Annotated in this window: 15 protein-coding genes; 11 read left to right on the top strand and 4 right to left on the bottom strand. The window is 72.9% G+C overall.

The features are described 5' to 3' along the window. Window positions 1-150: 150 nt before the first annotated feature. From ACIQFU_RS16680 to moeZ, 5 genes are all read left to right on the top strand, one after another. On the top strand, window positions 151-1,905 hold the full coding sequence (locus ACIQFU_RS16680; protein ID WP_402552142.1) for a DUF3492 domain-containing protein: 1,755 nt from the start codon (window positions 151-153) through the stop codon (window positions 1,903-1,905). A gap of 359 nt (window positions 1,906-2,264) precedes the next feature. Next, complete coding sequence (locus ACIQFU_RS16675; RefSeq protein ID WP_402552140.1) at window positions 2,265-3,371, top strand: hypothetical protein; 1,107 nt, start codon at window positions 2,265-2,267, stop codon at window positions 3,369-3,371. Between the two features lie 111 nt (window positions 3,372-3,482). Then, entirely contained in the window at window positions 3,483-4,541 is a 1,059-nt protein-coding gene (locus ACIQFU_RS16670; RefSeq protein ID WP_402552139.1) for an NAD-dependent epimerase/dehydratase family protein, read from the top strand. Continuing rightward, entirely contained in the window at window positions 4,529-5,278 is a 750-nt protein-coding gene (locus ACIQFU_RS16665; protein WP_402552137.1) for a spherulation-specific family 4 protein, read from the top strand. The genes ACIQFU_RS16670 and ACIQFU_RS16665 overlap by 13 nt, the downstream gene beginning before the upstream one ends. 63 nt (window positions 5,279-5,341) lie before the next feature. Further along, window positions 5,342-6,520 (top strand): adenylyltransferase/sulfurtransferase MoeZ, encoded by a 1,179-nt coding sequence (gene moeZ / locus ACIQFU_RS16660; RefSeq protein WP_402552135.1) that lies wholly within the window; start codon window positions 5,342-5,344, stop codon window positions 6,518-6,520. Window positions 6,521-6,591: 71 nt separating this feature from the next. Here moeZ and ACIQFU_RS16655 read toward each other — a convergent pair whose 3' ends face one another. From ACIQFU_RS16655 to ACIQFU_RS16645, 3 genes are all read right to left on the bottom strand, one after another. Continuing rightward, window positions 6,592-8,133, bottom strand: coding sequence for an alpha/beta hydrolase (locus ACIQFU_RS16655; RefSeq protein ID WP_402552134.1), 1,542 nt, complete (start codon window positions 8,131-8,133; stop codon window positions 6,592-6,594). 142 nt (window positions 8,134-8,275) lie between these two features. After that, the gene (locus ACIQFU_RS16650) at window positions 8,276-9,823 is read right to left on the bottom strand and encodes an alpha/beta hydrolase (RefSeq protein WP_402552133.1); all 1,548 of its coding nucleotides are present in this window, start codon (window positions 9,821-9,823) and stop codon (window positions 8,276-8,278) included. Window positions 9,824-9,902: 79 nt separating this feature from the next. Beyond that, window positions 9,903-12,680 (bottom strand): lysylphosphatidylglycerol synthase domain-containing protein, encoded by a 2,778-nt coding sequence (locus tag ACIQFU_RS16645; RefSeq protein WP_402552132.1) that lies wholly within the window; start codon window positions 12,678-12,680, stop codon window positions 9,903-9,905. A gap of 185 nt (window positions 12,681-12,865) precedes the next feature. Between ACIQFU_RS16645 and ACIQFU_RS16640 the strand changes: the two genes are divergently transcribed. The 5 genes from ACIQFU_RS16640 (at window position 12,866) to nudC (ending at window position 23,313) form a co-directional block, all read left to right on the top strand. Next, complete coding sequence (locus ACIQFU_RS16640; RefSeq protein ID WP_402552131.1) at window positions 12,866-13,294, top strand: MGMT family protein; 429 nt, start codon at window positions 12,866-12,868, stop codon at window positions 13,292-13,294. 266 nt (window positions 13,295-13,560) lie between these two features. Further along, a complete protein-coding gene (locus ACIQFU_RS16635; protein ID WP_402552129.1) occupies window positions 13,561-17,094 on the top strand; it encodes a UvrD-helicase domain-containing protein in 3,534 nt (1,177 codons plus the stop codon). A gap of 167 nt (window positions 17,095-17,261) precedes the next feature. Then, window positions 17,262-20,786: a UvrD-helicase domain-containing protein gene (locus ACIQFU_RS16630; protein WP_402552127.1), complete on the top strand. Its 3,525-nt coding sequence runs from the start codon at window positions 17,262-17,264 to the stop codon at window positions 20,784-20,786. Between the two features lie 10 nt (window positions 20,787-20,796). Further along, on the top strand, window positions 20,797-22,209 hold the full coding sequence (locus ACIQFU_RS16625) for a dipeptidase (RefSeq protein ID WP_402552126.1): 1,413 nt from the start codon (window positions 20,797-20,799) through the stop codon (window positions 22,207-22,209). A 159-nt stretch (window positions 22,210-22,368) separates the two neighbouring features. Further along, window positions 22,369-23,313 (top strand): NAD(+) diphosphatase, encoded by a 945-nt coding sequence (gene nudC / locus ACIQFU_RS16620; protein ID WP_402552124.1) that lies wholly within the window; start codon window positions 22,369-22,371, stop codon window positions 23,311-23,313. Window positions 23,314-23,402: 89 nt separating this feature from the next. Here the strand turns inward: nudC and ACIQFU_RS16615 are convergent, their stop codons facing one another. Beyond that, entirely contained in the window at window positions 23,403-23,645 is a 243-nt protein-coding gene (locus ACIQFU_RS16615; protein ID WP_104636442.1) for a mycoredoxin, read from the bottom strand. Between the two features lie 125 nt (window positions 23,646-23,770). On the opposite strand from ACIQFU_RS16615, the gene ACIQFU_RS16610 reads away from it, so the two are divergent. Next, window positions 23,771-26,035 carry an ATP-dependent DNA helicase UvrD2 gene (locus tag ACIQFU_RS16610; RefSeq protein ID WP_402552122.1) on the top strand — a complete coding sequence of 755 codons (2,265 nt, stop codon included), beginning with the start codon at window positions 23,771-23,773 and terminating at the stop codon, window positions 26,033-26,035. Window positions 26,036-26,113 lie beyond the last annotated feature (78 nt).

The following is a 26,113-nucleotide window of genomic DNA, read 5'->3' as shown; positions in this document are numbered from 1 at the left end:
CCTCGCACGGGAAAGTTACGACCGTTCACCCCTTTTGGTGGCGCGATGGACAACCGTCCATCGCGCCACCTCTCTGTCCGCATACGTTCGTCCCGCTGCGAGCCGCCGGGCCAACGGCGGCTCCCCAAACGGGAGATCGGGGGTGCGCGCGTGCGCATCGGACTGCTTACGGAGGGTGGCTATCCGTATGTGAGCGGTGAGGCCGGGCTCTGGTGCGACCGGCTCGTGCGCGGACTGGAGCAGCACGAGTTCGACGTCTACGCCCTCAGCCGCACCGAGCGGGAGGAGGCCGCAGGCTGGGTCCCCCTGCCGTCGCAGGTCGGCCGGGTGCGCACCGCCCCGTTGTGGGAGACCGTGGACGACGCAATCGTCCACGGGCGGCGCGCGCGCCGGCGCTTCGCCGAGTACTACGGCGAGCTGGCCACCGCCCTGTGCACCGCCGTCCCCGGTGACCCCTCGGGGAGCCTGGACGGGGTGCCGGAAGGGCAGTCGGCCCTTGAGGCGGACCGTTTCGCCAGTGCGCTGTACGGTCTCGCCGAACTCGCCCGCGACGAGGGCGGGCTGCCCGCCGCCCTCCGCTCGGAGACCGCCGTACGCGCTCTGGAACGCGCCTGTCGCACGCCCGGCGCCCACCGCTCCGCACGCGAGGCGCGTGTTCCCGATCTGCTGACCGTCGCCGCGCGCCTCGAACGCGCCCTGCGCCCCCTGTCCCTGGACTGGTACGAGGACGACGACCTCGGCTCGGTGGACCTGTGCCACGCGACCTCCGGCGGCACCGCCGCCCTGCCCGGCCTGCTCGCCCGGCACTTCTGCGACGTCCCCCTGCTGGTGACCGAGTACGGCGTGCGGCTGCGGACGCACTACCTGACGGAACCCGACTCCTCACCCGCGATACGGTCCCTGCTCTCGTCCTTCCACAGTCGGCTGGCCGCCGAGACGTACCGGCGCGCGTCCGTGATCACGCCCGGTAACACGCACGCCCGCCGCTGGCAGGAGCGCTGCGGGGCCGACCGCGCCAAGCTGCGCACGGTCCACCCGGGCATGGACGCCGCACCCTTCGCGGATGCGGGGGAGCACCCGGAGTGCGCCGACCCGCGGACCCTCGTCTGGGTCGGACGCGCCGAGCCGGCCAAGGACCTGGTTTCGCTGCTGCACGCCTTCGCGGAGATCCGCAGGGCGGAGCCCGCGGTGCGGCTCAGGATCGTCGGCTCCCCCTTCGGGCCCGAGGGCCCCGCCTACCTCGCCCACTGCAAAGCACTGGCCGCGCAGCTCTTCCCCGACGAGGCCGACGGCCCGCACGCGGTCGGCCGCAACCCGGTCTCCTTCGAGGAGACCGGCGGGCCCGAACTGCCGTCCCGCGCCGACGCGTACGCCTCGGGCGCCCTGGTGGTGCTCTCCAGTGTCGTCGAGGGATTCCCGTCCGGGCTCGTCGAGGCCATGTTCTGCGGCCGTGCGACGGTGTCCACGGACGTCGGCGCGGTGGTGGAGGCCATCGGCGGCACCGGACTCGTCGTGCCCCCGCGCAATCCGCGGGCGCTCGCCGAGGCGTGCGTCGCGCTGCTGCGCGACCCCCAGCGCCGTGAACGCCTGGGTGCCGCCGCACGCGCCCGCGCACTGGAGCTGTTCACCGTCGAGCAGAACATCACGGCATTTCACGGCATTTACCTGGAGATCCTCTCGCGTACACCGGTACGTCGCGTCGTCCTCGACGACACCGGCGAACCCCTGCCCTTCGCCGTCCCCGCCGAGGCCCATGTGCCCGGTCGCTGGAGTGACCCCACGGCCCGTGTCGCGGCCAGGGGCGGCCCCGCCCCCGCGACAGCCCGGAGCGGTCCGGGCTGGGCGAAGGACGGTCCCGTCCGGGCCACGGTTCCGGTGTCGGCCACCGAGGGAGCGGCCCGATGAGCGGCATCGACGAACTGGACCGGCCCGAGACCCCGCGCAGCCCTGGCGCCTGGGACGAACGCTCACGGACCTGCCTCACCGACGGGACCCACGGGACGGACCGGGAGGACGGCGCGGACAGGGCGGACGGCGCGGACAGGGCGGACGGCACGGCCGGGGCCGTCACGGCCGGGGATGACGGTGTCGGGCGCGGGGGCGACGGACGGGAGAGTGCCGGCCGTGGAGACGTCGGGCGTGACGGTGCCGGGCGTGGAGACGTCGGGCGGGACGGCGCCGGGCGTCAAGAAGCCAGGCGTGAAGGCTCCGGCAGTGAAGGTGGCGGGCGCGACGGTGGTGTCGCCGGTGGGGAGGTTCGGGGCGTGCGGCAGTCGCCGTCCGTGTCCGCCGCGCGCCGTGCCGCCGCCGACCCCGTGAAGGGGCTGCTCCACCGGCACCGGGACCTGTGCGAACGCGCCGTGGACCCACTGGAGATCGCGGCGGGCCTGGAGGCGCACGGCGTCACCGACCGGACCGCCGCACGCTTCCGTCACCGGGACGTCTTCTCCCTCGCCGAAGAGATGTACGCCCGCGTCCCGCGCGACGGCGACGCCCCGGCCCGCCACGAGCAGGCGCCGACGCCCCGGCCACGCACCGCCGGTGTCGTCCTCGCTCTGCTGCCGGGCGTGCTCTGTGCCGCCACCGTGGCCGCACTGCGCCTCACCGAGGGCCGGCCGCGCCTGATCGCCGCCGCCGTCGGAGTACTCGCGGTGACCCTGGCCCTGGGCGCGGCACTTCGCCGCGGGCCGCTGAGCGCCTCGACGCGCACCACCAGCACCTGGACCTGCTGGCTCGTCGGTTACGCCCTCCTCGGCGACGGACTCCTCCGCAACGCTGTCACCGGTGGCCCGGACGGCCTCCCCGACGGCACCGCCGACGGTCCGTGGCCCGTCACCCTCGCCCCCGTCCTGGCGCTCGCGCTGTCCTACGCGCCCGCAGTCGGATGCGCCCACCTCTTCACCGCGGGCGCCCGCCGCAAACTGTCGTCCAGCCGGGGCCTGGCCGACTTCTCCACCTCCGTACGGCCCCTGATGCTCGGCGCGTTCGCCCTGTACCTGGGCGCGCTCGCGGCTCTGCTCGCGCTGACCGGAGCCGTGCTCGGCGAGCCCGCCGCCCATCCCCAGGCCCTCACCCTGGGCGCCCTGCTGCTGCTCGCAAGGCTGCTCACCGTGCACGGTCACGCGCACGCCTCCACTCTCGTCCTCACCACCACGGCCACCGCCGAGGCGGCGGCTCTGGCCACGCTCTTCGCCGGCCGCCTCCCCGGCTGCGGCTTCCTGACCGCTCCAGTGGAGGCCCTGGTCGCCGCCTGCGGCCCGGCCGGTGTCCCGACGGCCGCCTGCGGGATCGGCGCCCTGACCCTCCTGGTCCACGCGTCCCGTCGCCTGACCCGGGCCTCGGCCCACGTGTCGACGGAGGGAACGCGGTGAGTGCCCGCACGGCCGGCCCCCCACACGTCCTCACAACCCTCGCATCACCCCTTGAAGGAGCCCCCAGATGACCACCTCCCGACCCGACGCCTCGGCACCGGGAGCCGCCCGATGAGAGTCCTGCTGATCGGAGCCAACGGCTACATCGGCCGCTTCGTCGCCGACCGTCTGCTCGCCGACCCCGCCGTCCAGCTCACCGCCCTCGGCCGCGGCGACGACGCCGACGTACGCTTCGACCTCGCCACCGGCAGCCCCGGCGCCCTCACCCGCTTCCTCGACGCGGTCCATCCCGGAGTGGTCGTCAACTGCGCGGGCGCCACCCGGGGCGGAGCCCGCGAACTCACCCGGCACAACACCGTCGCCGTCGCCACCGTCTGCGAGGCCCTGCGCCGCAGCGGCTGCGGCGCCCGCCTGGTGCAGGTCGGCTGCAGCGCGGAGTACGGCCCCAGCCAGCCCGGCTCATCCACCGCGGAGGACGCCGTGCCCCGCCCCGGCGGCCCCTACGGCGTCAGCAAACTCGCCGCGACCGAACTCGTCCTCGGCTCCGGGCTGGACGCCGTCGTCCTGCGCGTCTTCTCGCCCGCGGGACCCGGCACGCCCGCCGGTTCCCCACTCGGCCGCCTAGCCGAGGCCATGCGGCGTGCGATGCAGTCCGGGGACGGCGAACTGCGCCTCGGCGGCCTCGGCGCCCAGCGCGACTTCATCGACGTCCGCGACGTCGCCCGTGCGGTGCACGCGGCCTCGCTCTCCGCCGCCCAGGGCGTCATCAACATCGGCTCCGGCCGGGCCGTCCGCCTGCGCGACGCCGCCGCCACCCTCGCCCGGGTCGCCGGCTACGGCGGCGCCCTGCACGAACTCGACGGGCCCCCCGGCGCCCTGCGGCCCACCATCGGCCACCCGCGCACCGAGTCCGTCGCCCACCGCGTCGACGCCCTCGGCCACCACCGGACCGACGCCCTCGGCCACCACCGCCAGGACCCTCTCGGAAGCCGGGGTGAGCGCACCGACTCGGAGCACACGGCACCGGCCCCCCACCCGTACCCCGACGGCTGCGGCAGCTGGCAGCAGGCCGATGTGCGCACCGCACGCGACCGGCTCGGCTGGCGGCCCCGGATCGCCCTCGAAGAGTCCCTCGCCGACATCTGGATGGAGGCGGCATGCCGTATCTGACCAGCACCAGAGCAGGCACCGCGAGTACGGGAGTCCGCACCGGATTCGGTGTCCCGGGACTGGCCCACCCCCTCGTGGCCCCCGACGAGTGGGCCGGTCTCACCAGCCCCGGCACCCCGCTGCACTGGGTCGTCCTCAACATCGCCGACGGTCCCGGCGTCCACCCCGACCCGCGCTGCCTGGAGGCCGCCGGACGCCTGCGCAACGCGGGCGTCCGCGTCCTCGGTCACCTCGACGCCGCCTACGGGGCCCGGAGCCTGGGCGAACAGCTCTCCGACGCCCACCGGTACCTCGACTGGTACCAGGTCGACGGCTTCCTCCTCGACCGCTGCCCGTCCGAACGGGCCGCCCTCCCCGAGGTCCGCCGCACGGTCACCACCCTGCGGACGATCCGTGACGATGCCCACATCGTGCTCGGCCACGGCACCCACCCCTACCCCGGCTACGCCGAGAACGGCGACCAACTCGTCACGTTCTCCGGCACCTGGGCCGACTACCGCTGGTCCCAGGCGGCCGAGTGGAGCGCGGACTATCCCCCCGACCGCTTCTGCCACTTCGTCCACGGCGTGCCGCGCGGGCACCTGGAGGAAGCGCTGCGCATCGCCCGCTGGCAGGGAGCCGCGACGATCTACTTCACCGACCGCACGGACTGCGGCGGCCGCGTCGACCCGTGGGAGACGATGCCCGGCTACTGGGACGAAATCGTCTCGCGGGTCGGGACGGGTGTCTCGGAATGAAAAAGGCCGTGGCAGTGTTACCGGGAGAACAACCGTAATTACTGACCGACCAACGGAGTCCCCGTGTCGCTGCCACCCCTGGTCGAGCCGGCTGCCGAGCTCACCGTAGACGAGGTCCGCAGGTACTCCCGCCACCTGATCATCCCCGATGTGGGGATGGACGGGCAGAAGCGGCTGAAGAACGCCAAGGTGCTCGCCGTCGGCGCGGGCGGCCTCGGCTCGCCGACCCTGATGTACCTGGCGGCAGCCGGTGTCGGCACGCTCGGCATCATCGAGTTCGACGAGGTCGACGAGTCGAACCTGCAGCGTCAGGTCATCCACAGCCAGGCCGACATCGGCCGGCCCAAGGCCGAGTCCGCCCGAGACACCATCAAGGGCATCAACCCGCTGGTGGACGTGGTCCTTCACCAGGAGCGGCTCGAGGCCGACAACGTGATGGACATCTTCAGCCAGTACGACCTGATCGTCGACGGTACGGACAACTTCGCGACCCGCTACCTGGTCAACGACGCCTGCGTGCTGCTGAACAAGCCCTACATCTGGGGCTCTATCTACCGCTTCGACGGCCAGGCCTCCGTCTTCTGGTCCGAGCACGGCCCCTGCTACCGCTGCCTCTACCCGGAGCCCCCGCCCCCCGGCATGGTCCCCTCCTGCGCCGAGGGCGGCGTGCTGGGCGTGCTGTGCGCGTCCATCGGCTCCATCCAGACCAACGAGGCCATCAAGCTTCTCGCGGGCATCGGCGAGCCGCTGGTCGGCCGCCTGATGATCTACGACGCCCTGGAGATGACCTACCGCCAGGTCAAGGTCCGCAAGGACCCCGACTGCGCGGTCTGCGGCGAGAACCCGACCGTCACCGAGCTCATCGACTACGAGGCCTTCTGTGGCGTCGTGTCCGAGGAGGCCCAGGCGGCGGCCGCCGACTCCACGATCACTCCGAAGCAGCTCAAGGAGTGGATCGACGACGGTGAGAACATCGAGCTCATCGACGTCCGTGAGCCGAACGAGTTCGAGATCGTCTCGATCCCCGGTGCCCGCCTGATCCCGAAGAACGAGTTCCTCATGGGCTCCGCCCTCGAGAGCCTTCCGCAGGACAAGAAGATCGTCTTGAACTGCAAGACGGGTGTCCGCAGTGCGGAAGTCCTCGCGGTCCTCAAGTCCGCCGGCTTCTCGGACGCCGTCCACGTCGGCGGCGGCGTGATCGGCTGGGTCAACCAGATCGAGCCGGACAAGCCCGTCTACTGACCGGCTGCCGGACCCGCTTCCCGGACGGCGGGGGTTTCGCGCACCGCAGGTGCCCGAAGCCCCCGCCGCCGTCATGAGCAGACCTTGCCGTCCTTCGGCACCGTCCCCTTCAACAGGTAGGCGTCCACCGTGGAGTCGACACAGTCGCTCCCACTCCCGTAGGCCCCGTGGCCCTCGCCCTTCCAGGTCAGCACCACGCCCACGCCCTTGCCCAGCTCGTCCGCCATCCTGCGGGCGCCCTCGTAGGGAGTGGCGGGGTCGCCCGTGTTGCCGACCACCAGAATCGGGGCCGCGCCGGGCGCGCTCACCTCCGGCGTCTCGTGCTGACCGGCCACCGGCCAGTCGTGGCACCATCCGGCCGTGTCCCAGCCGAGGAAGGCTCCGAAGACGGGCGAGATCTTCTCGAACCTCGGCAGCAGCTTCTTCGTCTCCTCCAGGGTCGGCCGCTGCTTGTCGTCCAGGCACGATATGACCCGCTGTGAGTGGGTGGTCGTGCCGTAACGGCCCGAGGGATCACGCTCGTTGTAGCCGTCGGCGAGCGCGAGCAGTTCCGAGCCGTCGCCCTTCTCGGCCGCCGTCAGCGCACTGGTCAGGGCCGGCCAGCCGCTCTCGCTGTACAGCGGCAGCACGATCCCGGTGAGCGCGAGTGTCTGCGTCAGCTCGCGACCCGGCGAGGACGTGGGCAGCGGGTTCGCATCCAGCCGCTTCAGCAGGTCGGCGATCTTCCGCGACCCCTGCCCGGGCTCCTGTCCGGTCGACTTCAGGTAGTCGTCCAGCGCGCGCTGGAAGCCCTTGGCCTGGTTCGCGGCGTGGCCCATCGTGTCGGCGCCGGGGTCCACCACGGCGTCGAGGATCACGCGTCCCACGTGCTTCGGGAACAGGTGGGCGTAGACGCCGCCGAGTTCGGTGCCGTACGAGATGCCGAAGTAGTGCGTCTTCTCGTCGCCCAGGACGTGTCGCATCAGGTCCATGTCGCGAGCCGTGTCCGTGGTCGAGACGTGCTCCATGAGCTTGCCGGCGGCTTTCTCGCAGCCCTTGCCGAAGTCGGCCGCGTCCTTCAGGTACGCCTGCTCCTCGGAGGGGGTGTCCGGCGTGGAGTCCACCGACTCGGCGGCCTCGATCGCCTTGTCCGAGCGGCAGCGGACGCCCTCACTGGCGGCCACCCCCCGCGGGTCCCAGCTCACCAGGTCGTACCGCTCGTGCAGGGAGGAGACGGTGTCGGCGTAGGACGGCATCATGGAGACGCCGGAACCGCCGGGGCCGCCGAAGTTGAACAGCAGGGAGCCGATGCGGTCGTCCCCGGTCGCCCTGGACCGGATCAGCGCGAGATCTATCGTCTCGCCGTCCGGATCGGACCAGTCCAGCGGTGCCTTGAGCGTGGCGCACCGCCAGTCGCCGTCCGGTGCCGGGGCGTCGTCGCTGCCCTTGCAGCGGGTCCAGTCGAGGGCCTGGGACGCCAGTGCCCTGGGCACTCCGGACGGTGCCGCCGCCGAAGGTCCCGCGCTGCTCCTGCCCCCGTCGTCCTTGTCCTCGTCGGACGAGCCGCCGCTGCAGCCCGCTGTCAGCAGTGCGGCGGCGGCCGTCAGAGCCGTCCACCTCACGAGACGAGCCATGTCCTCTCCCCCCTGGCAAGCCGTCCGCGCCGTGCGGCGGATGGCGTTCCTGCCATGGTAGGTGGAGCCGACAGCACCTGCGGAAGCCTGTGGATAACGCTCTGACCTGCCGGTTCGTCTCGCTCGCTGACCCCGTCCGCGATCAGGAGCACACGGTCCCGGCCGCCGGCACCTTGCCGTCGAGCAGGTAACCGTGCACCGCGTCCTGCACGCACCGGTTCTTGCTGTCGTAGGCGCCGTGTCCCTGCCCCTTGTAGGTCAGTTCCACACCGACGCCCTTGCCCAGCGCGTCCACCATCCTGCCGGCGCCCTCGTAAGGCGTGGCGGGGTCGCCGGTGTTGCCGATCACCAGGATCGGTGCCGCGCCGGGCGCGGCGACGTCGGGATGGTCGGCGGCTCCGGCCACCGCCCAGTCGGTGCAGCCGAGCATGGACCAGGCGAGGTAGTCGCCGAACAGCGGGGACGCGTCCCGGAACGCGGGCAGCTTGCGTTCCACGTACGCGGTGTCGTACCGCGGTTTGTCGTCGGCGCAGTTGATGGCGACGTTGGCGGCGGTGATGTTGCTGTACTGGCCGTCCTCGTTGCGCCCGTTCAACGCGTCCGACAGCACCATGAGGACCCGCCCGTCCCCGTCGTAGGCCTGGTCCAGGCCCTCGGTGAGGTACTCCCAGAAGTCCTTCGAGTACAGCGCCTGCGCGATGCCGCCGGTCGCGGCGGTCTCGGTGAGCTCACGCGGGAAGACACCCGGGATCGGTTTGCGGTCGAGGTCCTTCAGCAGCCGCGCGATGCGTGCCTTGACGTCGTCGGCCGTGTCCCCGATGGGGCAGTCCTCGGTCTTCGACACACAGTCCTCGGCGAAGTTGTCGAGCGCCAGCTGGAATCCCTTCGCCTGGCCCAGCGAGCTCTCTTCCGGGGTCTGCGTCGGGTCGACGACGGCGTCGAAGACCGCGCGACCGACGTGCTTCGGGAAGAGGTGGGCGTAGACGCCGCCGAGTTCGGTGCCGTAGGAAATGCCGAAGTAGTGCAGCTTCTCGTCGCCGAGTACCTGGCGCATCAGGTCCATGTCGCGGGCGGCGTCGGTCGTGCGGACGTGCGGGAGGATCTTCTTCGAGTTCTTCTCGCAGGCCGCGTTGAACTTCTCCGTGTTGTCCACCAGCTCGGTCTGCTCGGCCCGGTCGTCGGGGGTGGCGTCCTGCTGGAAATAGGTGTCGAGCTGTTTGTCGTCGAGGCACTCCACGGGGTCGCTGCGGCCGACGCCGCGCGGATCGAAGCTGACCAGGTCGTAGCGTGTGCGCAGTTTCGCGTAGTCCTGGCCGAAGGCGGGCAGGGTGGTCACGCCCGACCCGCCCGGCCCGCCGAAGTTGAAGACGAGCGAGCCGATCCGCCGGTCGGCCTCGCCGCCGGCCTTGGCCCGGATCAGCGCGAGGCCGATCGTGTCGCCCTTGGGATCGTCCCAGTCGAGCGGCGCCTTCATGGTGGCGCACTGCCACTTGTCGCCGTCCGGAAGCGGGGAGGGGGCGCCGCCGCCACCCTCCGCCTCCGACGGTGCGGGGCAGTCCTTCCAGCCGAGCTTCTGGTCCTTCAGGTCCTCGTCGTGCTCCTGGGACCCGCCGCCACAGCCGGCCAGCAGGACGGACAGCGTGACGACGGTGGCGGTCAGGGCGGCGCGCAGCCGGGAGGGATTCGGCATGCGTCCATCGTGCGGTCGCGCGGGAGCACCCGCTCGGGACCAGGGCCGTACGAGGTACGCGGGGAGCACCCGGGTTCCGTTACAGCGCCTCTTTGCGCGTGAGGTGGTTGAAGACCAGCCAGCCCGGCAGGACCGGCAGCCACAGGGTGAGCAGCCGGTAGAGCAGCACCGCGGGCGCGGCGACCTCCTTGGGGAGGCCGACGGCGATCAGACCGACCGTCAGCGTCGCCTCCACCGCGCCCACACCGCCGGGAGTCGGCGCGGCCGACCCCAGGGCGTTGCCCGCGAGGAAGACGACCGCGACGCTCGCGAGACTGATCGACGAGGAGTCGTCGCCGAAGGCACGGATCGAGGCGTCCAGGCACATCACGAAGCAGGCGGTGAGCAGCAGCATGCCGCCGATGCCGGTGATCAGCTTCTGCGGCCGCTGCAGCACGTCCAGCATGCGCGGCACGACCCCGGCGAAGAGCGACCGCACGCGCGTGACGACGAATTTGCGCAGGAACGGCACCGACGTCACCACGAGGACCAGCACCGCCACGGTCAGCAGGCCCGCGATGACCGTCCGGGACGGCGACAGCGACGGCGTCTTCTCGGTGCCGGTCAGATAACCGAAGGACAGCAGCATCAGGATGTGGCAGCCGAGCCCGAAAAGCTGGGACGCGCCGACACTCGCCACCGCGAGCCCGGGGCGTACGCCCGCACGTTGCAGGAAGCGGGTGTTCAGGGCGACGCCGCCGACCGCCGCGGGGGCGACGATCTTCACGAACGACCCGGCGACCTGCGCGGCCACGGTCCGCAGGAAGGGCACCCTCTCGGGTACGAAGCCCAGCAGGGACATCGCCGCCGCGACGTAACTCGCCGCCGAGAAGAGCACGGCCGCGGCCACCCAGCCCCACTGGGCGTTCGAGACCAGGGGGCCGAACTCGATGTGGGTGAGCTGCGTCAGCAGGAAGTAGGCGCCGATCGCACCGGCGATGAAGCTGATCAGCGTGCGCGGCCGTACCCGCTCCAGACGGGCCGGTTCGACTGGGGCCTGCGGCCTGATGCGCAGCACCGCGTGGCGGATCAGGGTGAGCAGGTCCTCCTCGCGCGCCTCCTCGATGGCCTCGTCCACGGCCCGCTTCTCGGCCCGCTGCTCGGCGCGTACGGCCTTCTTGTCCGGCTTGTCGGTGTGAGGGGACTTGCCGGTCTGCTCGGACGCGGGGCTCGTGGTGTCGCCGTCGGCCGCCTCCGCGCGGGCCAGCTTGGCCTGGCGGGACGACTCCAGGACCGCCTCGCGCTCGCGCTGGGCCCGTTCCCGCGCCAGCTTGCGCAGGGTCGCGCGCGTGGAGCGGCTGAGGGCGATGGGCTGGAGCATGGGCAGGCAGTCCGCCACCGTGTCGGGGCCGAGCACACCGACCGCCGAGGCGACCGCGCGTTCGGCACCGACGCGCAGGCCGAACGTCACCAGGAGCTGGGAGACGTCCATGCGCAGCAGCAGGTCGCCGGCGGCGATCTCGCCGATGCGCAGGTCGGTGAGGATCACCGTGCCGGAACGATCCACCAGGATCGCGTCGCCGACCAGCCGGCGGTGCGCGATGCGCCGGGACTGCAGGGCCCGTACCTGCTCCCAGGTGTCGCGCAACAGGTCGTCGGTGATCTCCTCGTCCGCCAGCGAGTCCAGTGAGCGTCCGCCGGTGTGCTCGTAGACGAGCATCACGGCGTCGGGCCCCAGCTCCGACGTGGCGATCAGCTTGGGTGCGTTGGCCCCGGCCGCGATGGCCGCGTAGGCGAGCAGTGCCTCCTGCTCCAGGGCCTGTCGCAGCGAGGGAAGGCTGCTGCGGGTGGCGAATCCGCGCAGCGTCAGGTTGCGCCACGCCCGGTAGAAGAAGCCCTGCGCCTGCTGTTCCCGGTCCACCACCGTCACGTCGAGCGGCCGGCCGTCCTCCAGGGTGACGAAGTAGCGGCGGCCGCGGTCACCGGTCTCGACGCTGTCCGACGGTGCCTCCTGCCGGGCGGCGGTCACCGGCCGGAAGCCGACGTGCCGCAGGCCCGCCATCAGCGTCCGGCCGGTGGGGCGGACGTTGGGGGAGCCGACTGCGTACAGGGTGCCGTAGGCGACGGTCCAGCCGATGAGGACGGTGAGGATGATCGAGAACGGCGTCGTGTAACCGGTGACGAGCATCGAGAAGGCGTCGAGGAGCAGCACGATCCACAGCACCGCGCGCCAGCGGGGTCTGCGGGACATGCCGACGGCCGTCATGTACGCGATGACCGGCGCGAGGTAGCCGTGCACGGGGTCGGTCAGTGCGTGGATGTCGCCCGGCGACGGCTGGGTGAGCGCCTCCTGGATCGAGCCGGGAGCCGCCTTGGCGACCCACAGGTCGGTGGCGAGGGTCACCCCGTGCGCGAGGACGGCCGCCAGGACGCCGTCGGCGATCCGCAGCCCGTCCCGTTTGATCAGCCGCTCGATCGCGAACGCGACCGGCACCAGGAGGATCGCGATGCTGGAGGCCAGTCCCGCGATCTTGATGAGCAGGTCGGGAGCCTGTCCGGTGCCCTTGTTGATGTCCTGCTCGAGGCCCGAGGTGGTGCCGTGCGCGAAGGCGGCGATGGCGAGGAGCACGGCGACGGCGAGCACGCCCACCAGGAGGCGCACCAGGTCGGAGGGCCGGTGCACGCGCGCGGGGAGCAGCGGTTCGTCGCCCTCGACCTCGTCGATGTGTGCCACGTCGTCGGGGTCGGCGGCCGTCGCCGACGGGCCTTCGGCCGCCCGCTCGCCGGCCTTCCCGCCGCCCGCGTCCGCGGTGTCCGGGCGCGACGAAGAGTCAGAGGTGCCCTCGGCGTCCTCGGGGTGCACACCCTGCTGTTTCATCGCCTCTTCTTGCTCTCGTATCACTGGTAACCGCCCGCACGATGGTGGCATGCCGCGTCGGCCTCGGCAGGCATCAGGGTGCCCGTGCGGGCCGCACAGTCTGCCCGAAGTGCCGCTTCCGGGTGAGGGACGCGGGCGCTCGGGAGTGCGTCGCGTTGCCGGTGGAGTGCGGCACCATGGGGCGGATGAGCGAGCAGAGCCTTCCGGACGGCGTCCGTCCGGAGAACGCGGACGCGCTGCCCGAGTACGCCGAGCGGGTCCTCGACGTGACCGAACTGATTCCGCCGGGCCGCGTCATGACGTACGGGGACGTGGCCGAGTACCTGGAGGAGGGCGGACCCCGCCAGGTCGGCCGGGTCATGTCCCTCTACGGGGGAGGTGTCCCCTGGTGGCGTGTCGTCCGCGCGGACGGGGTCCTGCTCGCGGGGCACGAGCTGGAGGCGATCGACCGCTACCGGGAAGAGGGCACCCCCCTGAAGGAGGCGAGCAGAGCCGCCGAGGGACATCTGCCGCGCCTCGACCTGAAGCGGGCGCGGTGGGACGGCGGCGCGAGCGCACCGGGGCACGGCGGACACGCGCAAGGAGGCCGCGGACGCGCACAGGGTCACAGCTGACAGCTTCCGCCATGCGGCCGGCAGATGTGGGGCCTGTGATCCGTACGAGGTAAACCGGATAGTTCGGACGTGTCCGTGGCATGACGTACGTTCGTGGGGCAGGGGGCGTTCGTGCCGTGAGTGACGCGAGGGAAGAAGGGGAAGCGCTGCTTCCGCCTCTTCCGTCGGCGTAGCGTCGGCCGCACGCGTCCCCCTCATCCCGTGGCCACCGCCCCACCCGCGGCGCGGACGGCCCACCAGTACACCCACCAGGACCGGCGAACCACGTGAGCTCCTCCTCCTCCAGCGGACACCCGCCGCACCCCCAGGCGCGGCGGGGGAGCCGTGGTGCTTACCGACTGGTGCGTACCCCGCCGGCACGCATGGACCCCCCTCGTCTGGACGCCGCACAGCGCGCCGTGGTTGACCACCGGTCCGGACCGCTGCTCGTCCTGGCGGGGCCGGGTACCGGCAAGACCACCACTCTCGTCGAGTCCGTCGCGGACCGGATCGCCGCGGGCGGCGACCCCGAACGCATCCTGGTGCTGACCTTCAGCCGCAAGGCCGCCGTCGAGCTGCGCGACCGGATGGCGCTGCGCATCGGCGCCGCGCGTGCCCCCCGGGCGACGACCTTTCACTCCTTCGGGTACGCCCTGGTCCGCGCCCACCAGGACAGCGACCTGTTCGTGGAGCCCCTGCGGCTGCTGTCGGGACCGGAGCAGGACGTGACGGTGCGCGAGCTGCTGGCCGGGCAGGTGGACCTGGAGCGGCTCGGGCTGGCCCATGTGCGCTGGCCCGACGAACTGCGCGCCTGCCTGACCACCCGCGGCTTCGCCGACGAGGTCCGCGCGGTGCTCGCCCGCAGCCGCGAACTCGGGCTCGGCCCGGACGCCCTCGGCGCCTTCGCCCGGCGCATCGGCCGTCCCGACTGGCGTGCCGCCGCCGTCTTCCTCGCCGAGTACCTCGACGTGCTCGACCTCCAGGGCGTACTCGACTACGCGGAACTCGTTCACCGCGCGGTGCTCCTCGCCCGCCGCCCCGAGGTCGGCGCGCACCTGACCGCCCAGTACGACGCGGTGTACGTCGACGAGTACCAGGACACCGACCCGGCCCAGGTACGGCTGCTGCACGCCCTGGCGGGCGGCGGACGCACCCTCGTCGCCTTCGGCGACCCCGACCAGTCGATCTACGCGTTCCGGGGCGCCGACGTGAACGGCATCCTGGACTTCCCGACCGCCTTCCCGCGCGCGGACGGCCGTCCGGCACCGGTCGCTGTGCTGCGGACCTCACGTCGGTCCGGGGCCGCCCTGCTGGCCGCCACCCGGCTGCTGACCCAGCGCATGCCGCTGACCCGCCTCCCCGCCGACAAGGTCCGCGCCCACCGCGAGCTGACCCCGGTCCGGGACGGCGGGCGGGTCGAGGCGTACACGTACCCGACCTCCGGCACCGAGCTGGACAACGTCGCCGACATCCTTCGCCGGGCGCACCTGGAGGACGGCCTCCCCTGGCGCGACATGGCCGTTCTGGTGCGCGCCGGGTCACGCACCATCCCCACGCTCCGCCGCGCCCTCACCGCGGCCGGCGTCCCCCTGGACATCGACGGCGACGACCTGCCGCTGCGCCACGAGCCCGCGGTGGCGCCCCTGCTGACGGCGCTGCGGGCCGTGGCGGAGGCGGAGACGGGCACGGGGGAGCAGCCCGGGGAGACCGCGGGAACGGCGGGGTATGCGCCGCCCGCCACGGCTGCCGGTACGGATGACGCCGGCGAGGCCGCGCCCGCGGAGCGTGCCGACGACGCGCCGGGCACGACCGACGCCGCCTCCGACACGGTCCCGGAGGCCGGATCCACCACTGACGCCGAATCCACCCCCGATGCCGGCGCCGACACGGGGGCGAAGCCCCCGCGCGGTGAACGCGCGGGACGCGCGGACGCTCCCTGCTGGCTCCCCACCGAGACCGCCCTCGCCCTGCTCACCTCGCCCCTCGCCGGTATGGACGCCGCGGACCTGCGACGCCTCGGCCGCGCCCTGCGAGAAGAGCAGCGCGCCGCCGGCATCCCGCTGCCGCCGCCGTCGGACGAACTGCTCGCCCGGGCGCTGGCCGAGCCGGAGCGGCTCGCCGTGCACGATCCCGCGTACGCGCGCGGCCCCCAGCGACTCGGCGCGCTGCTGCGCAGGGCACGTGAGCGCCTCGCGGGAGGGGGCAGCGCCGAGGAGGCGCTGTGGGACCTGTGGAACGGCACCCCGTGGCCCACCCGCCTGGAACGCTCCGCCCGGCGCGGCGGCGCGGCCGGACGCAACGCCGACCGGGACCTGGACGCCGTGTGCGCGCTGTTCGCGACGGCCGCCCGCGCGGAGGAGCGCACCGGCGGCCGGGGCGCCCTGAACTTCCTGGAGCAGATCGACGCCGAGGACATCGCGGCCGACACCCTCACGCGGCGCGCCGTACGCCCCGACGCCGTCCGTCTGATGACCGCGCACCGCGCCAAGGGGCTGGAGTGGCGGCTGGTCGTGGTCGCGGGCGTCCAGGAAGGGCTGTGGCCGGACCTGCGCCGCCGCGGCTCCCTGCTGGAGGCCGACCGGATCGGCCGCGACGGACTCGCCGAGCCCCTCACCCCCAAAGCCCTGCTCGCCGAGGAGCGCCGCCTGTTCTACGTGGCCGCCACGCGCGCGCGTGAACGGCTCGTCGTGACGGCGGTGAAGGCACCCGCCGACGACGGGGACCAGCCCTCCCGGTTCCTGACCGAACTCGGCGTCGAACCCGTCGACGTCACCGGCCGTCCGCGCCGCCCCCTCGCCGTCGCGGCGCTCGTCGCCGAGCTGCGCGCCACCACCGTCGACCCCCGGGTCTCCGCACCCCTGCGGGAGGCCGCCGCGCGCCGTCTGGCCCGCCTCGCCGCCCTCACCGACGAGGACGGCCGACCACTGGTGCCTGCCGCACACCCCTACCGCTGGTGGGGCATGTGGGACCCGACCGAGAGCAAGGTGCCGCTGCGCGACCGCGACCAGCCCGTCGCGCTCTCCGGCAGCGCCCTGGACCAGCTGGCCAACACCTGCGCCCTGCAGTGGTTCCTCGGCCGTGAGGTGAAGGCGGACGCCCCGGCGACCACCGCCCAGGGCTTCGGCAACGTGGTGCACGTGCTCGCCGACGAGGTGGCCTCCGGACACACCCCGGCCGACCTCGCCGTCCTCATGGAACGCCTGGACTCCGTGTGGAACGCGCTCGCCTTCGACGCGCCGTGGAAGTCGGCGCAGGAGAAGGCCAACGCGCGCGTGGCGCTCGAACGCTTCCTGAAGTGGCACGTCATGGACCGTGCCGGGCGCACCCCGGTGGCGAGCGAGCACGACTTCGACGTGACCCTGGAGGCAGGCGACTACGAGGTCCGCATCCGCGGCCAGATGGACCGCGTGGAGGCCGACGGCGACGGCCGGGCCTACGTCGTCGACTTCAAGACCGGCAAACAGGCACCCACGTCCGCGGAGGTGGCCCGCCACCCCCAGCTCGCCGTGTACCAGCTCGCCGTCCGCGAGGGCGCCGTCGACGAGGCCTTCGACGGCGTACGCCCCGAACCGGGCGGCGCGGAACTCGTCCACCTGCGCCAGGGCGCGCCCAAGCGGGACGGCGGGGAGGCCCTGCCCAAGGTCCAGGCGCAGGAGTCGCAGGAGGGCCCCGAGGGCGAGTGGGTCGGCGACCTGCTGGCCACGGCCGCCGGCAAGGTCCTCGACGAACGGTTCACCCCGACCACGGGCCAGCACTGCACCCACTGCGCCTTCCGCGCTTCGTGCAGCGCGCGGCCCGAGGGGCGGCACGTCGTGGAGTGAGCGACGGGAGCAGCCGGCGTACGGCGCCCGGGGTGGCGAGCGGGGCGGGACCACCGGGGCCGAGTGGCCGGTGTGACAAGTCGCACCACGTCGGCTGACCTGCGCTTCCCCCGGCCCCCGGGGGCATCGGGCACCCGCTGTCAGTGACCGCCGCTAGCCTCTCTGACGTGCCCGCCCACATCACCGATCCCGAGCAGCTCAAAGAGCTCCTCGGCATCCCCTTCACCCCGGAGCAGACGGCCTGCATCGTCGCGCCGCCCGCGCCGCAGGTGATCGTGGCCGGAGCCGGGTCCGGCAAGACGACGGTGATGGCGGCACGCGTGGTGTGGCTGGTCGGCACCGGCCAGGTCGCCCCGGAGCAGGTCCTCGGGCTCACCTTCACCAACAAGGCGGCCGGCGAACTCGCCGAACGCGTCCGCAAGGCCCTGATCGGGGCTGGCGTGACCGACCCGGACGCGATCGATCCGGACCACCCGCCGGGCGAGCCCGCGATCTCGACGTACCACGCCTTCGCGGGCCGTCTCCTGACCGACCACGGCCTGCGCCTCGGCCTCGAGCCCACCTCCCGTCTGCTCGCCGACGCCACCCGGTACCAGCTCGCCGCGCGGGTTCTGCGCGAGGCCCCAGGGCCCTATCCGGCGCTCACCCGGTCCTTCGCCGACCTGGTCGCAGACCTCCTCGCCCTCGACGCCGAACTCGCCGAGCACCTCGTACGCCCCGAGGACCTGCGCACCTGGGACGCCGGCCTCCTGGACACCCTGGAGGGCGTCCGGCTCAGCAACGCCGACCTGCGCAAGGTCCCCGAGGCCGCCGCCGCCCGCCGTGCACTGGCCGAGTTGGTGATCCGCTACCGGGCGGCCAAGCGCCGGCAGGACCTGCTCGACTTCGGCGACCAGATCGCCCTGTCCGCGCAGCTCGCCGGGCTCCCCGAGGTGGGCCGCCTGCTGCGCGACGAGTACCGGGTGGTGCTGCTCGACGAGTACCAGGACACCTCGGTGGCCCAGCGCATCCTCCTGGCGGGTCTGTTCGGCGGCGGCACCGGCCACCCAGTGACCGCCGTGGGCGACCCCTGCCAGGCCATCTACGGCTGGCGCGGCGCCTCCGTCGCCAACCTCGACGACTTCCCCGAACACTTCGCCCACGCGGACGGCCGCCCCGCCGTCCGTCAGGCACTGAGTGAGAACCGCCGCAGCGGCGGCCGCCTCCTCGACCTCGCCAACGGCCTCGCCGAGCCCCTGCGCGCCATGCACGCGGGCGTGGAGGCCCTGCGGCCCGCCCCGGGCGCCGAACGCGACGGCACGGTCCGCTGCGCCCTGCTGCGCACCCACGCCGAGGAGATCGACTGGATCGCCGACTCCGTCGCCCACCTCGTGCGCACCGGCAAGGCACCCGGTGAGATCGCCGTCCTGTGCCGCACCGCGACCGACTTCGCCGAGATCCAGGGCGCGCTGGTGGCCCGCGACGTCCCCGTGGAGGTCGTCGGCCTCTCCGGGCTGCTGCACCTGCCCGAGGTGGCCGACCTGGTCGCCGTCTGCGAGGTCCTCCAGGACCCGGGCGCCAACGCCTCCCTGGTCCGGCTGCTCTCCGGCCCGCGCTGGCGCATCGGGCCGCGCGATCTCGCCCTCCTGGGCCGCCGAGCCCGGCTGCTCGTGAGCCACGCGCGCGTGGAGGGCGACGACGACCCCGACCGGAGGCTCGCCGAGGCCGTCGAGGGGGTCGACCCCTCCGAGGTGATATCGCTCGCGGACGCCCTGGACACCTTCCTGGAGACGCCGCTGGACGGCACCGGGGACGACGACGGGCTGCCCTTCTCACCGGACGCGCGCGTGCGGTTCGCGCGGCTCGCCACCGAACTGCGCGAGCTGCGCCGGGCCCTGTCCGACCCGCTCATGGACGTCCTGCACCGTGTCCTCGCGGTCACCGGCCTGGAGGTCGAGCTGTCGGCGTCCCCGCACGCCCTTGCCGCCCGCCGCCGGGAGACCCTGTCCAACTTCCTCGACGTCGCCGCCTCCTTCGCGGCGAGCGACGGCGAGGCCACCCTCCTGGCCTTCCTCGGCTTCCTGCGCACCGCAGCCCAGTACGAGAAGGGCCTGGACAACGCGCTGCCCGGCGGGGAGAACACCGTCAAGGTGCTCACCGCGCACAAGTCCAAGGGCCTCGAGTGGGACGTCGTGGCCGTGCCCGGTCTCGTCACCGGCACCTTCCCCAGCGGCCAGGGCCGCGAGAAGTGGACCGCCCAGGGCAAGGTGCTGCCGCACGGCCTGCGCGGCGACGCCGACACCCTGCCCGACGTCGAGTCCTGGGACTCCAGGGGCCTGAAGGCCTTCCAGGAGGCCATGAAGGATCACCAGCACACCGAGGAGCTCCGCCTCGGCTACGTCGCCTTCACCCGGCCCCGCTCCCTGCTCCTCGGCTCCGGCCACTGGTGGGGGCCCAGCCAGAAGAAGCGCCGCGGACCGTCCGACTTCCTCACGGCCCTGTACGAGCACTGCGCGGCCGGACACGGCGAGATCGAGGCATGGGCGGACGAGCCGGCCGAGGACGAGGAGAACCCGGCGCTGCACCGGGCGACCGTCGACGAGGTCTGGCCCCTGCCCCTGGACGACGAGGCACTCGCCCGGCGCCGGGCCGCCGCGGAGACGGTCCTCGCCCACCTGGACGCCCTCGCCACTCACGAGGACGGCCTCCCCGCCGCTCCCGACGCCTACGACGACCCGGACTGGCCGCCACCCCCCGAGGACGACGAACCACTGCCGGACGAACCGGGTGAAGCAGGCGAACCGGGTGAAGTGGACGTCGACAGGGCCGCGGACCCCGCAGACTGGGACACCTGGCCCACGGACCGTCCCGACGCCGCACGGCGCGGCCCCGCCTCCCCGCGGCACAGCCCCACCGTCCCGCACCAGGCAGCGCCCCCCGAACAGCACCGAGGCACCGCACCCGCGCTCGCCCCCACTCCTCTCAGCCCGGAAGAGGCCCGTACCGTCGCCTCCTGGGACCGCGACCTCGACGCGCTCACCGGCGAGCTCCTGCGCGCGCGTGAGAGTGTCACCGAGGTGCCCCTTCCGGCGTCGCTGACCGCCTCCCAGCTGCTGAGTCTGGCCGCCGACCCGGACGGTTTCGCGCAGGAGCTGGCCCGCCCCATGCCCCGGCCGCCCCAGCCCGCCGCCCGCCGCGGCACCCGTTTCCACGCCTGGGTGGAGGCCCGGTTCGAACCGCTGACGCTGCCCCTGCTGGAGCCGGAGGAGCTGCCGGGCGGGGACGCCGAGATCGCCGACGAACAGGACTTGGAGTTCCTGAAGGACGCCTTCGAGCGCACCGAGTACGCCCGTCGCACACCGTTCCGTGTCGAGGCGCCCTTCCAGCTGTCGCTGGCCGGCCGGGTCGTACGCGGCCGCATCGACGCCGTCTACAAGGAAGGCGACGGGGACACCGCGACGTACGAGATCGTCGACTGGAAGACCAACCGCGCCGCCACCGCGGACCCGCTCCAGCTCGCGCTGTACCGCATCGCCTGGGCCGAGCAGCAGCGCGTACCGCCCGCCTCGGTGACGGCCGCCTTCCTCTACGTACGCACCGGTGAGGTGGTACGGCCCGAGGGGCTGCCGGACCGCGCGGCGCTCGAGAAACTGCTGCTGGCCGATCCGGTCGGTGACGAACCGCACGATCGGGGGGTGCGCGCGGGCCGATAGGCTCGTAAGTATGAGCCACCCCGTTGACAATGCTGTCAGCGCTGTCCGCACGTACATCGAACAGCACCGCGACGCCTTCCTCGACGACCTCGTCGACTGGCTGCGCATTCCGTCCGTGTCGGCCCAGCCCGACCACGCGACCGATGTCCGCCGCAGCGCCGACTGGCTCGCCGCCCAGCTGAAGGAGACCGGCTTCCCGACCGCCGAGGTGTGGCCCACTCCCGGCGCCCCCGCGGTCTTCGCCGAGTGGCCCTCCGGGGATCCGCGGGCGCCGACGGTGCTCGTCTACGGCCACCACGACGTACAGCCCGCCGCCCGCGAGGACGGCTGGAACAGCGAGCCCTTCGAGCCCGTCGTCCGCGGAAACCGTCTCTACGCGCGCGGGGCGGCCGACGACAAGGGCCAGGTGCTCTTCCACACACTCGGCGTCCGCGCCCATCTCGCCGCCACCGGCCGCACCGCCCCCGCGGTGAACCTGAAGCTGCTGATCGAGGGCGAGGAGGAATCCGGCTCCCCGCACTTCCGCGCCCTCGTCGAGGAGCGCGCCGAGCGGCTCACCGCCGACGCGGTGATCGTCTCCGACACCGGCATGTGGTCCGAGGACACCCCCACGGTCTGCACCGGCATGCGGGGCCTCGCCGAGTGCGAGATCCGGCTGCACGGCCCCGACCAGGACATCCACTCCGGATCCTTCGGCGGCGCGGTCCCCAACCCGGCCACCGCCGTCGCCCGCCTCGTCGCCGCCCTGCACGACGAGCACGCGCGCGTGGCGATCCCGGGCTTCTACGAGGGCGTGATCGAACTCACCGACCGCGAGCGCGAGCTCTTCGCCGAGCTGCCCTTCGACGAGGGGCAGTGGCTGCGCACGGCCAAGTCGTACGCAGCCCACGGCGAAGCCGGACACACCACCCTGGAGCGCATCTGGGCCCGCCCCACCGCCGAGGTCAACGGCATCGGCGGCGGCTACCAGGGCCCCGGCAGCAAGACGATCATTCCGACGTCCGCCATGGTGAAGCTCTCCTTCCGTCTCGTCGCGGGCCAGGACCCGGACCACGTGGAGAAGGCCGTCCGTGCCTGGGCCGCCGAGCAGGTGCCTGAGGGCATCCGCTGCGAGATCGCCTTCGGCTCCGCCACCCGCCCCTGCCTGACGCCGCTGGACCACCCGGCTCTGCAGTCCGTGGTCCGTGCGATGGGCCGGGCCTTCGGCGAACCGGTCCGCTTCACCCGGGAAGGCGGCTCGGGACCGGCCGCCGACCTCCAGGAGGTCCTCGACGCCCCGGTGCTGTTCCTCGGCATCTCCGTCCCGTCGGACGGCTGGCACGCCCCGGACGAGAAGGTGGAACTGGACCTGCTCCTCAAGGGCGTCGAGACCTCCGCCCACCTGTGGGGGGATCTGGCGGAGTACTGGCGTCACGCGCCCTGAACGCCGCGCACGGTCCGGGACCCGGCCGGCATCGCGCGCGGCACACTGGAAAGGCCGACCGCGCCGCCGAGCCCTCCCGGACCCGGTCACCACCCGCCGTACGAACCGCTGCACCCGCCTGCCGAACCAAACCGCTCACCGGGGGAGTTGGAAGCACTCGTGACCACCTGGACCGACCACACCGCCGACCGTCCCATCTCGCTCACCGCCCCGAGCGGCATCGACCGCGCCGCCCACCACCGTCTCGACGAGGCGTGGCTCGCGGCGGCGTGGAGCCACCCCTCGACGCGCTGCTTCGTGGTCTCCGGCGGCCAGGTCCTCATCGACGAGACGCCCGACGGGGCCACCGAACTCGTCATGACCCCCTCGTTCGAGGCCCCGCTCACCGAGGCACACCGGTACTTCCTGGGCACCGACGAGGAGGGGACCAGCTTCTTCGCCCTCCAGAAGGACTCCCTGCCCGGCCGCATGGACCAGTCCGCGCGCCCCGCGGGCCTGCGCGAGGCCGGCCTGCTCCTGTCGGACCGCGACGCCGGACTGATGGCCCACGCGGTCGCTCTGGAGAACTGGCAGCGACTGCACCGGTTCTGCTCCCGTTGTGGCGAGCGCACCGTCATCGCCGCGGCCGGTCACATCCGCCGCTGCCCCGCCTGCGGCGCCGAGCACTACCCGCGCACCGACCCCGCGGTGATCATGGCGGTCACGGACGGCGAGGACCGCATCCTGCTCGGCCGCCAGGTGCACTGGCCCGAGGGCCGCTTCTCGACCCTCGCCGGTTTCGTGGAGCCCGGGGAGTCCATTGAGCAGTCGGTGCGCCGCGAGGTCCAGGAGGAGGTCGGCGTCACCGTCGGCCCGGTCGAGTACGTCGCGAGCCAGCCGTGGCCCTTCCCGTCCAGCCTGATGCTGGGCTTCATGGCCCACGCCACCTCCACCGAGATCGACGTCGACGGCGACGAGATCCACGAGGCCCGCTGGTTCTCCCGCGACGAGCTGGGCGCCGCCTTCGAGTCCGGCGATGTGCTGCCGCCCTACGGCATCTCGATCGCGGCCCGCCTCATCGAGCTCTGGTACGGCAGGCCACTGCCGACACGCGGCGCCTTCTGAACCCGGCACCACAAGAGGGGCGGCCCCCCGTTGCGGGGAGGGCCGCCCCTCTGAGTCTCTTACGGGCCGACTGCGTCCCGGCCTGCCGGCTACGCGCCGACCTTCTGCTTCACCTGCGCCAGCGACGGGTTCGTCAGCGTCGAGCCGTCGGGGAAGAGCACGGTCGGCACCGTCTGGTTTCCGCCATTCGCCTTCTCCACGAACGCGGCGGACTCGGGGTCCTGCTCGATGTTGACTTCGGTGTACGCGATGCCTTCGCGGTCCATCTGGCTCTTCAGCCGACGGCAGTAGCCGCACCACGTGGTGCTGTACATCGTCACAGTGCCCGGCATGTCTCTCGTGCTCCTTCGGCGACTCGGGAAAGCGGCGGCCCGGGGATGAGGTCGCAGCAGGAGAACGTCCGCGGCGGCGCCACCATTCCCACCGGGTGACGCCAGTCGCATTGGTACGACTATCGGTGCGTGCCTGTGGACAACCGACCCACCCGTCTCGCGAGACCTGGCAGCATGGCGGTGTGACAGCAGCAACGCACTCCACCCTCTTCCCGCAGGTACCGGACTCGGCCGACGCGGTGCTCGAAGGGCTCGACCCCGAGCAGCGCGAGGTGGCGACCGCCCTGCGCGGCCCGGTGTGCGTGCTGGCGGGAGCCGGTACGGGCAAGACCCGGGCGATCACCCACCGCATCGCCTACGGGGTGCGCGCCGGGATCCTCCAGCCCTCCAGCGTGCTCGCCGTCACCTTCACCAACCGCGCGGCCGGGGAGATGCGCGGCCGGCTGCGCCAGCTCGGGGCCTCAGGCGTACAGGCCCGCACCTTCCACTCAGCGGCGCTGCGGCAGCTCCAGTACTTCTGGCCGAAAGCGATCGGTGGCTCCCTGCCCAGGCTCGTCGACCGCAAGATCCAGCTCGTCGCCGACGCGGCCGCCGCCTGCCGCATCCGCCTCGACCGGGGCGAGCTGCGCGACGCCACCGCGGAGATCGAGTGGTCCAAGGTGACCCAGACGGTCCCCGCCGACTACGCCGCGGCGGCGGCCAAGGCCGACCGTGAGACCCCCCGCGACCCGGCGGAGATCGCTCAGCTGTACGCCGCCTACGAGGACCTCAAGCGCGCCCGCTCCGTCATCGACTTCGAGGACGTGCTGCTGCTGACCGTGGCCGTCCTCCAGGACCGGCACGACGTCGCCGAGCAGGTCCGCGCCCAGTACCAGCACTTCGTCGTCGACGAGTACCAGGACGTCAGCCCCCTCCAGCAGCGACTGCTGGAGCTGTGGCTCGGGGACCGCGAAGACCTGTGCGTGGTCGGCGACGCCAGTCAGACGATCTATTCGTTCACGGGCGCAACCCCCGACCACCTGCTGGACTTCCGCGACCGCCACCCCGGTGCCACCGTCGTCAAGCTGGTCCGCGACTACCGTTCCACCCCCCAGGTCGTCCACCTCGCCAACGGCCTGCTCGCCCAGGCCCGCGGCCGGGCCGCCGACCACCGTCTGGAGCTGGTCTCCCAGCGCCCCGCGGGTCCAGAGCCCGTCTACACCGAGTACACCGACGAACCGGCCGAGGCCGAGGGCGCGGCCCGCCGAATCCGCGAGCTCGTCGACTCGGGCGTCCCGGCCGCCGAGATCGCGGTCCTGTTCCGTACCAATTCCCAGTCGGAGACCTATGAGCAGGCACTCGCCGACGCCGGGGTCCCGTACCAGCTGCGGGGCGCGGAGCGGTTCTTCGACCGGCCCGAGGTGCGCAAAGCCGGCAGTGCCCTGCGGGCCGCGGCGCGCTTCGGCGGCAACGACTCCCTCCTCGACGACGCCGTCGACCTGCCCTCGCAGGTGCGCGCGGTGCTGTCCGGGGAGGGCTGGACGACCGAGCCCCCGGCCGGGTCGGGTGCCGTCCGGGAGCGTTGGGAGTCGCTGGCCGCCCTGGTCGGCCTGGCCCAGGACTTCGCCGCCGCCAGAGCGGGAGCCACACTGAGCGACCTCGTCGTCGAACTCGACGAGCGAGCGGGGGCCCAGCACGCCCCGACGGTGCAGGGCGTCACCCTCGCCTCCCTGCACTCGGCCAAGGGCCTGGAGTGGGACGTCGTGTTCCTGGTCGGCGTCGCCGAGGGCATGATGCCGATCACCTACGCAAAGACCGACGAGCAGATCGAGGAGGAACGCCGTCTCCTCTACGTCGGTGTCACCCGCGCGCGTGAACATCTGCACCTTTCCTGGGCGCTGGCCCGATCGCCCGGCGGCAGGCCGAGCCGCAGAGCCAGCCGCTTCCTGAAGGGGTTGCGGCCCGGCTCCGGCACGGCGGGCGGGCGGGCGGCCGCCGGGGGTGCCGGCGGGGGCGTTGAGCGAGGGTTCCCGGGCGGCGGTGGCACCGCGGCCACCGTGCCGAGACGGACCCGGCGGACACCGGCCCGCTGCCGGGTCTGCGGGCGTACGCTCACCGACGCCGGTGAGATGAAGCTGATGCGCTGCGAGGGCTGCCCGTCCGACATGGACGAGGGCGTCTACGAGCGGTTGTGCGAGTGGCGGGCGGTGCAGGCGGAGCGCAGCGGACAGCCCGCGTTCTGCGTCTTCACCGACAAGACGCTGGTGGCGATCGCGGAGTCCGTCCCGGAGGACGAGAGGGAGCTCGCCCGGATCCCGGGGGTCGGCGCGCGCAAGCTCAACCGTTACGGGACCGAGGTGCTGGCCATCTGCGCAGGCCAGGAGGGAGTGGGGCTTGACGAGGACGACTGATACGAACTCGTCGAAAAAATAGTTTGCGCATGCCCCGGGAATCCCCATAGGTTCTTGGTCACGGGAACAGCGGCCTTC

Origin of the sequence: Streptomyces sp. NPDC093065 (assembly GCF_044754585.1) — a bacterium.
Classification (GTDB): domain Bacteria; phylum Actinomycetota; class Actinomycetes; order Streptomycetales; family Streptomycetaceae; genus Streptomyces.
The sequence above is the reverse complement of the archived record's forward strand: the minus strand, read 5'-3'. Positions and strand labels throughout refer to the sequence as shown.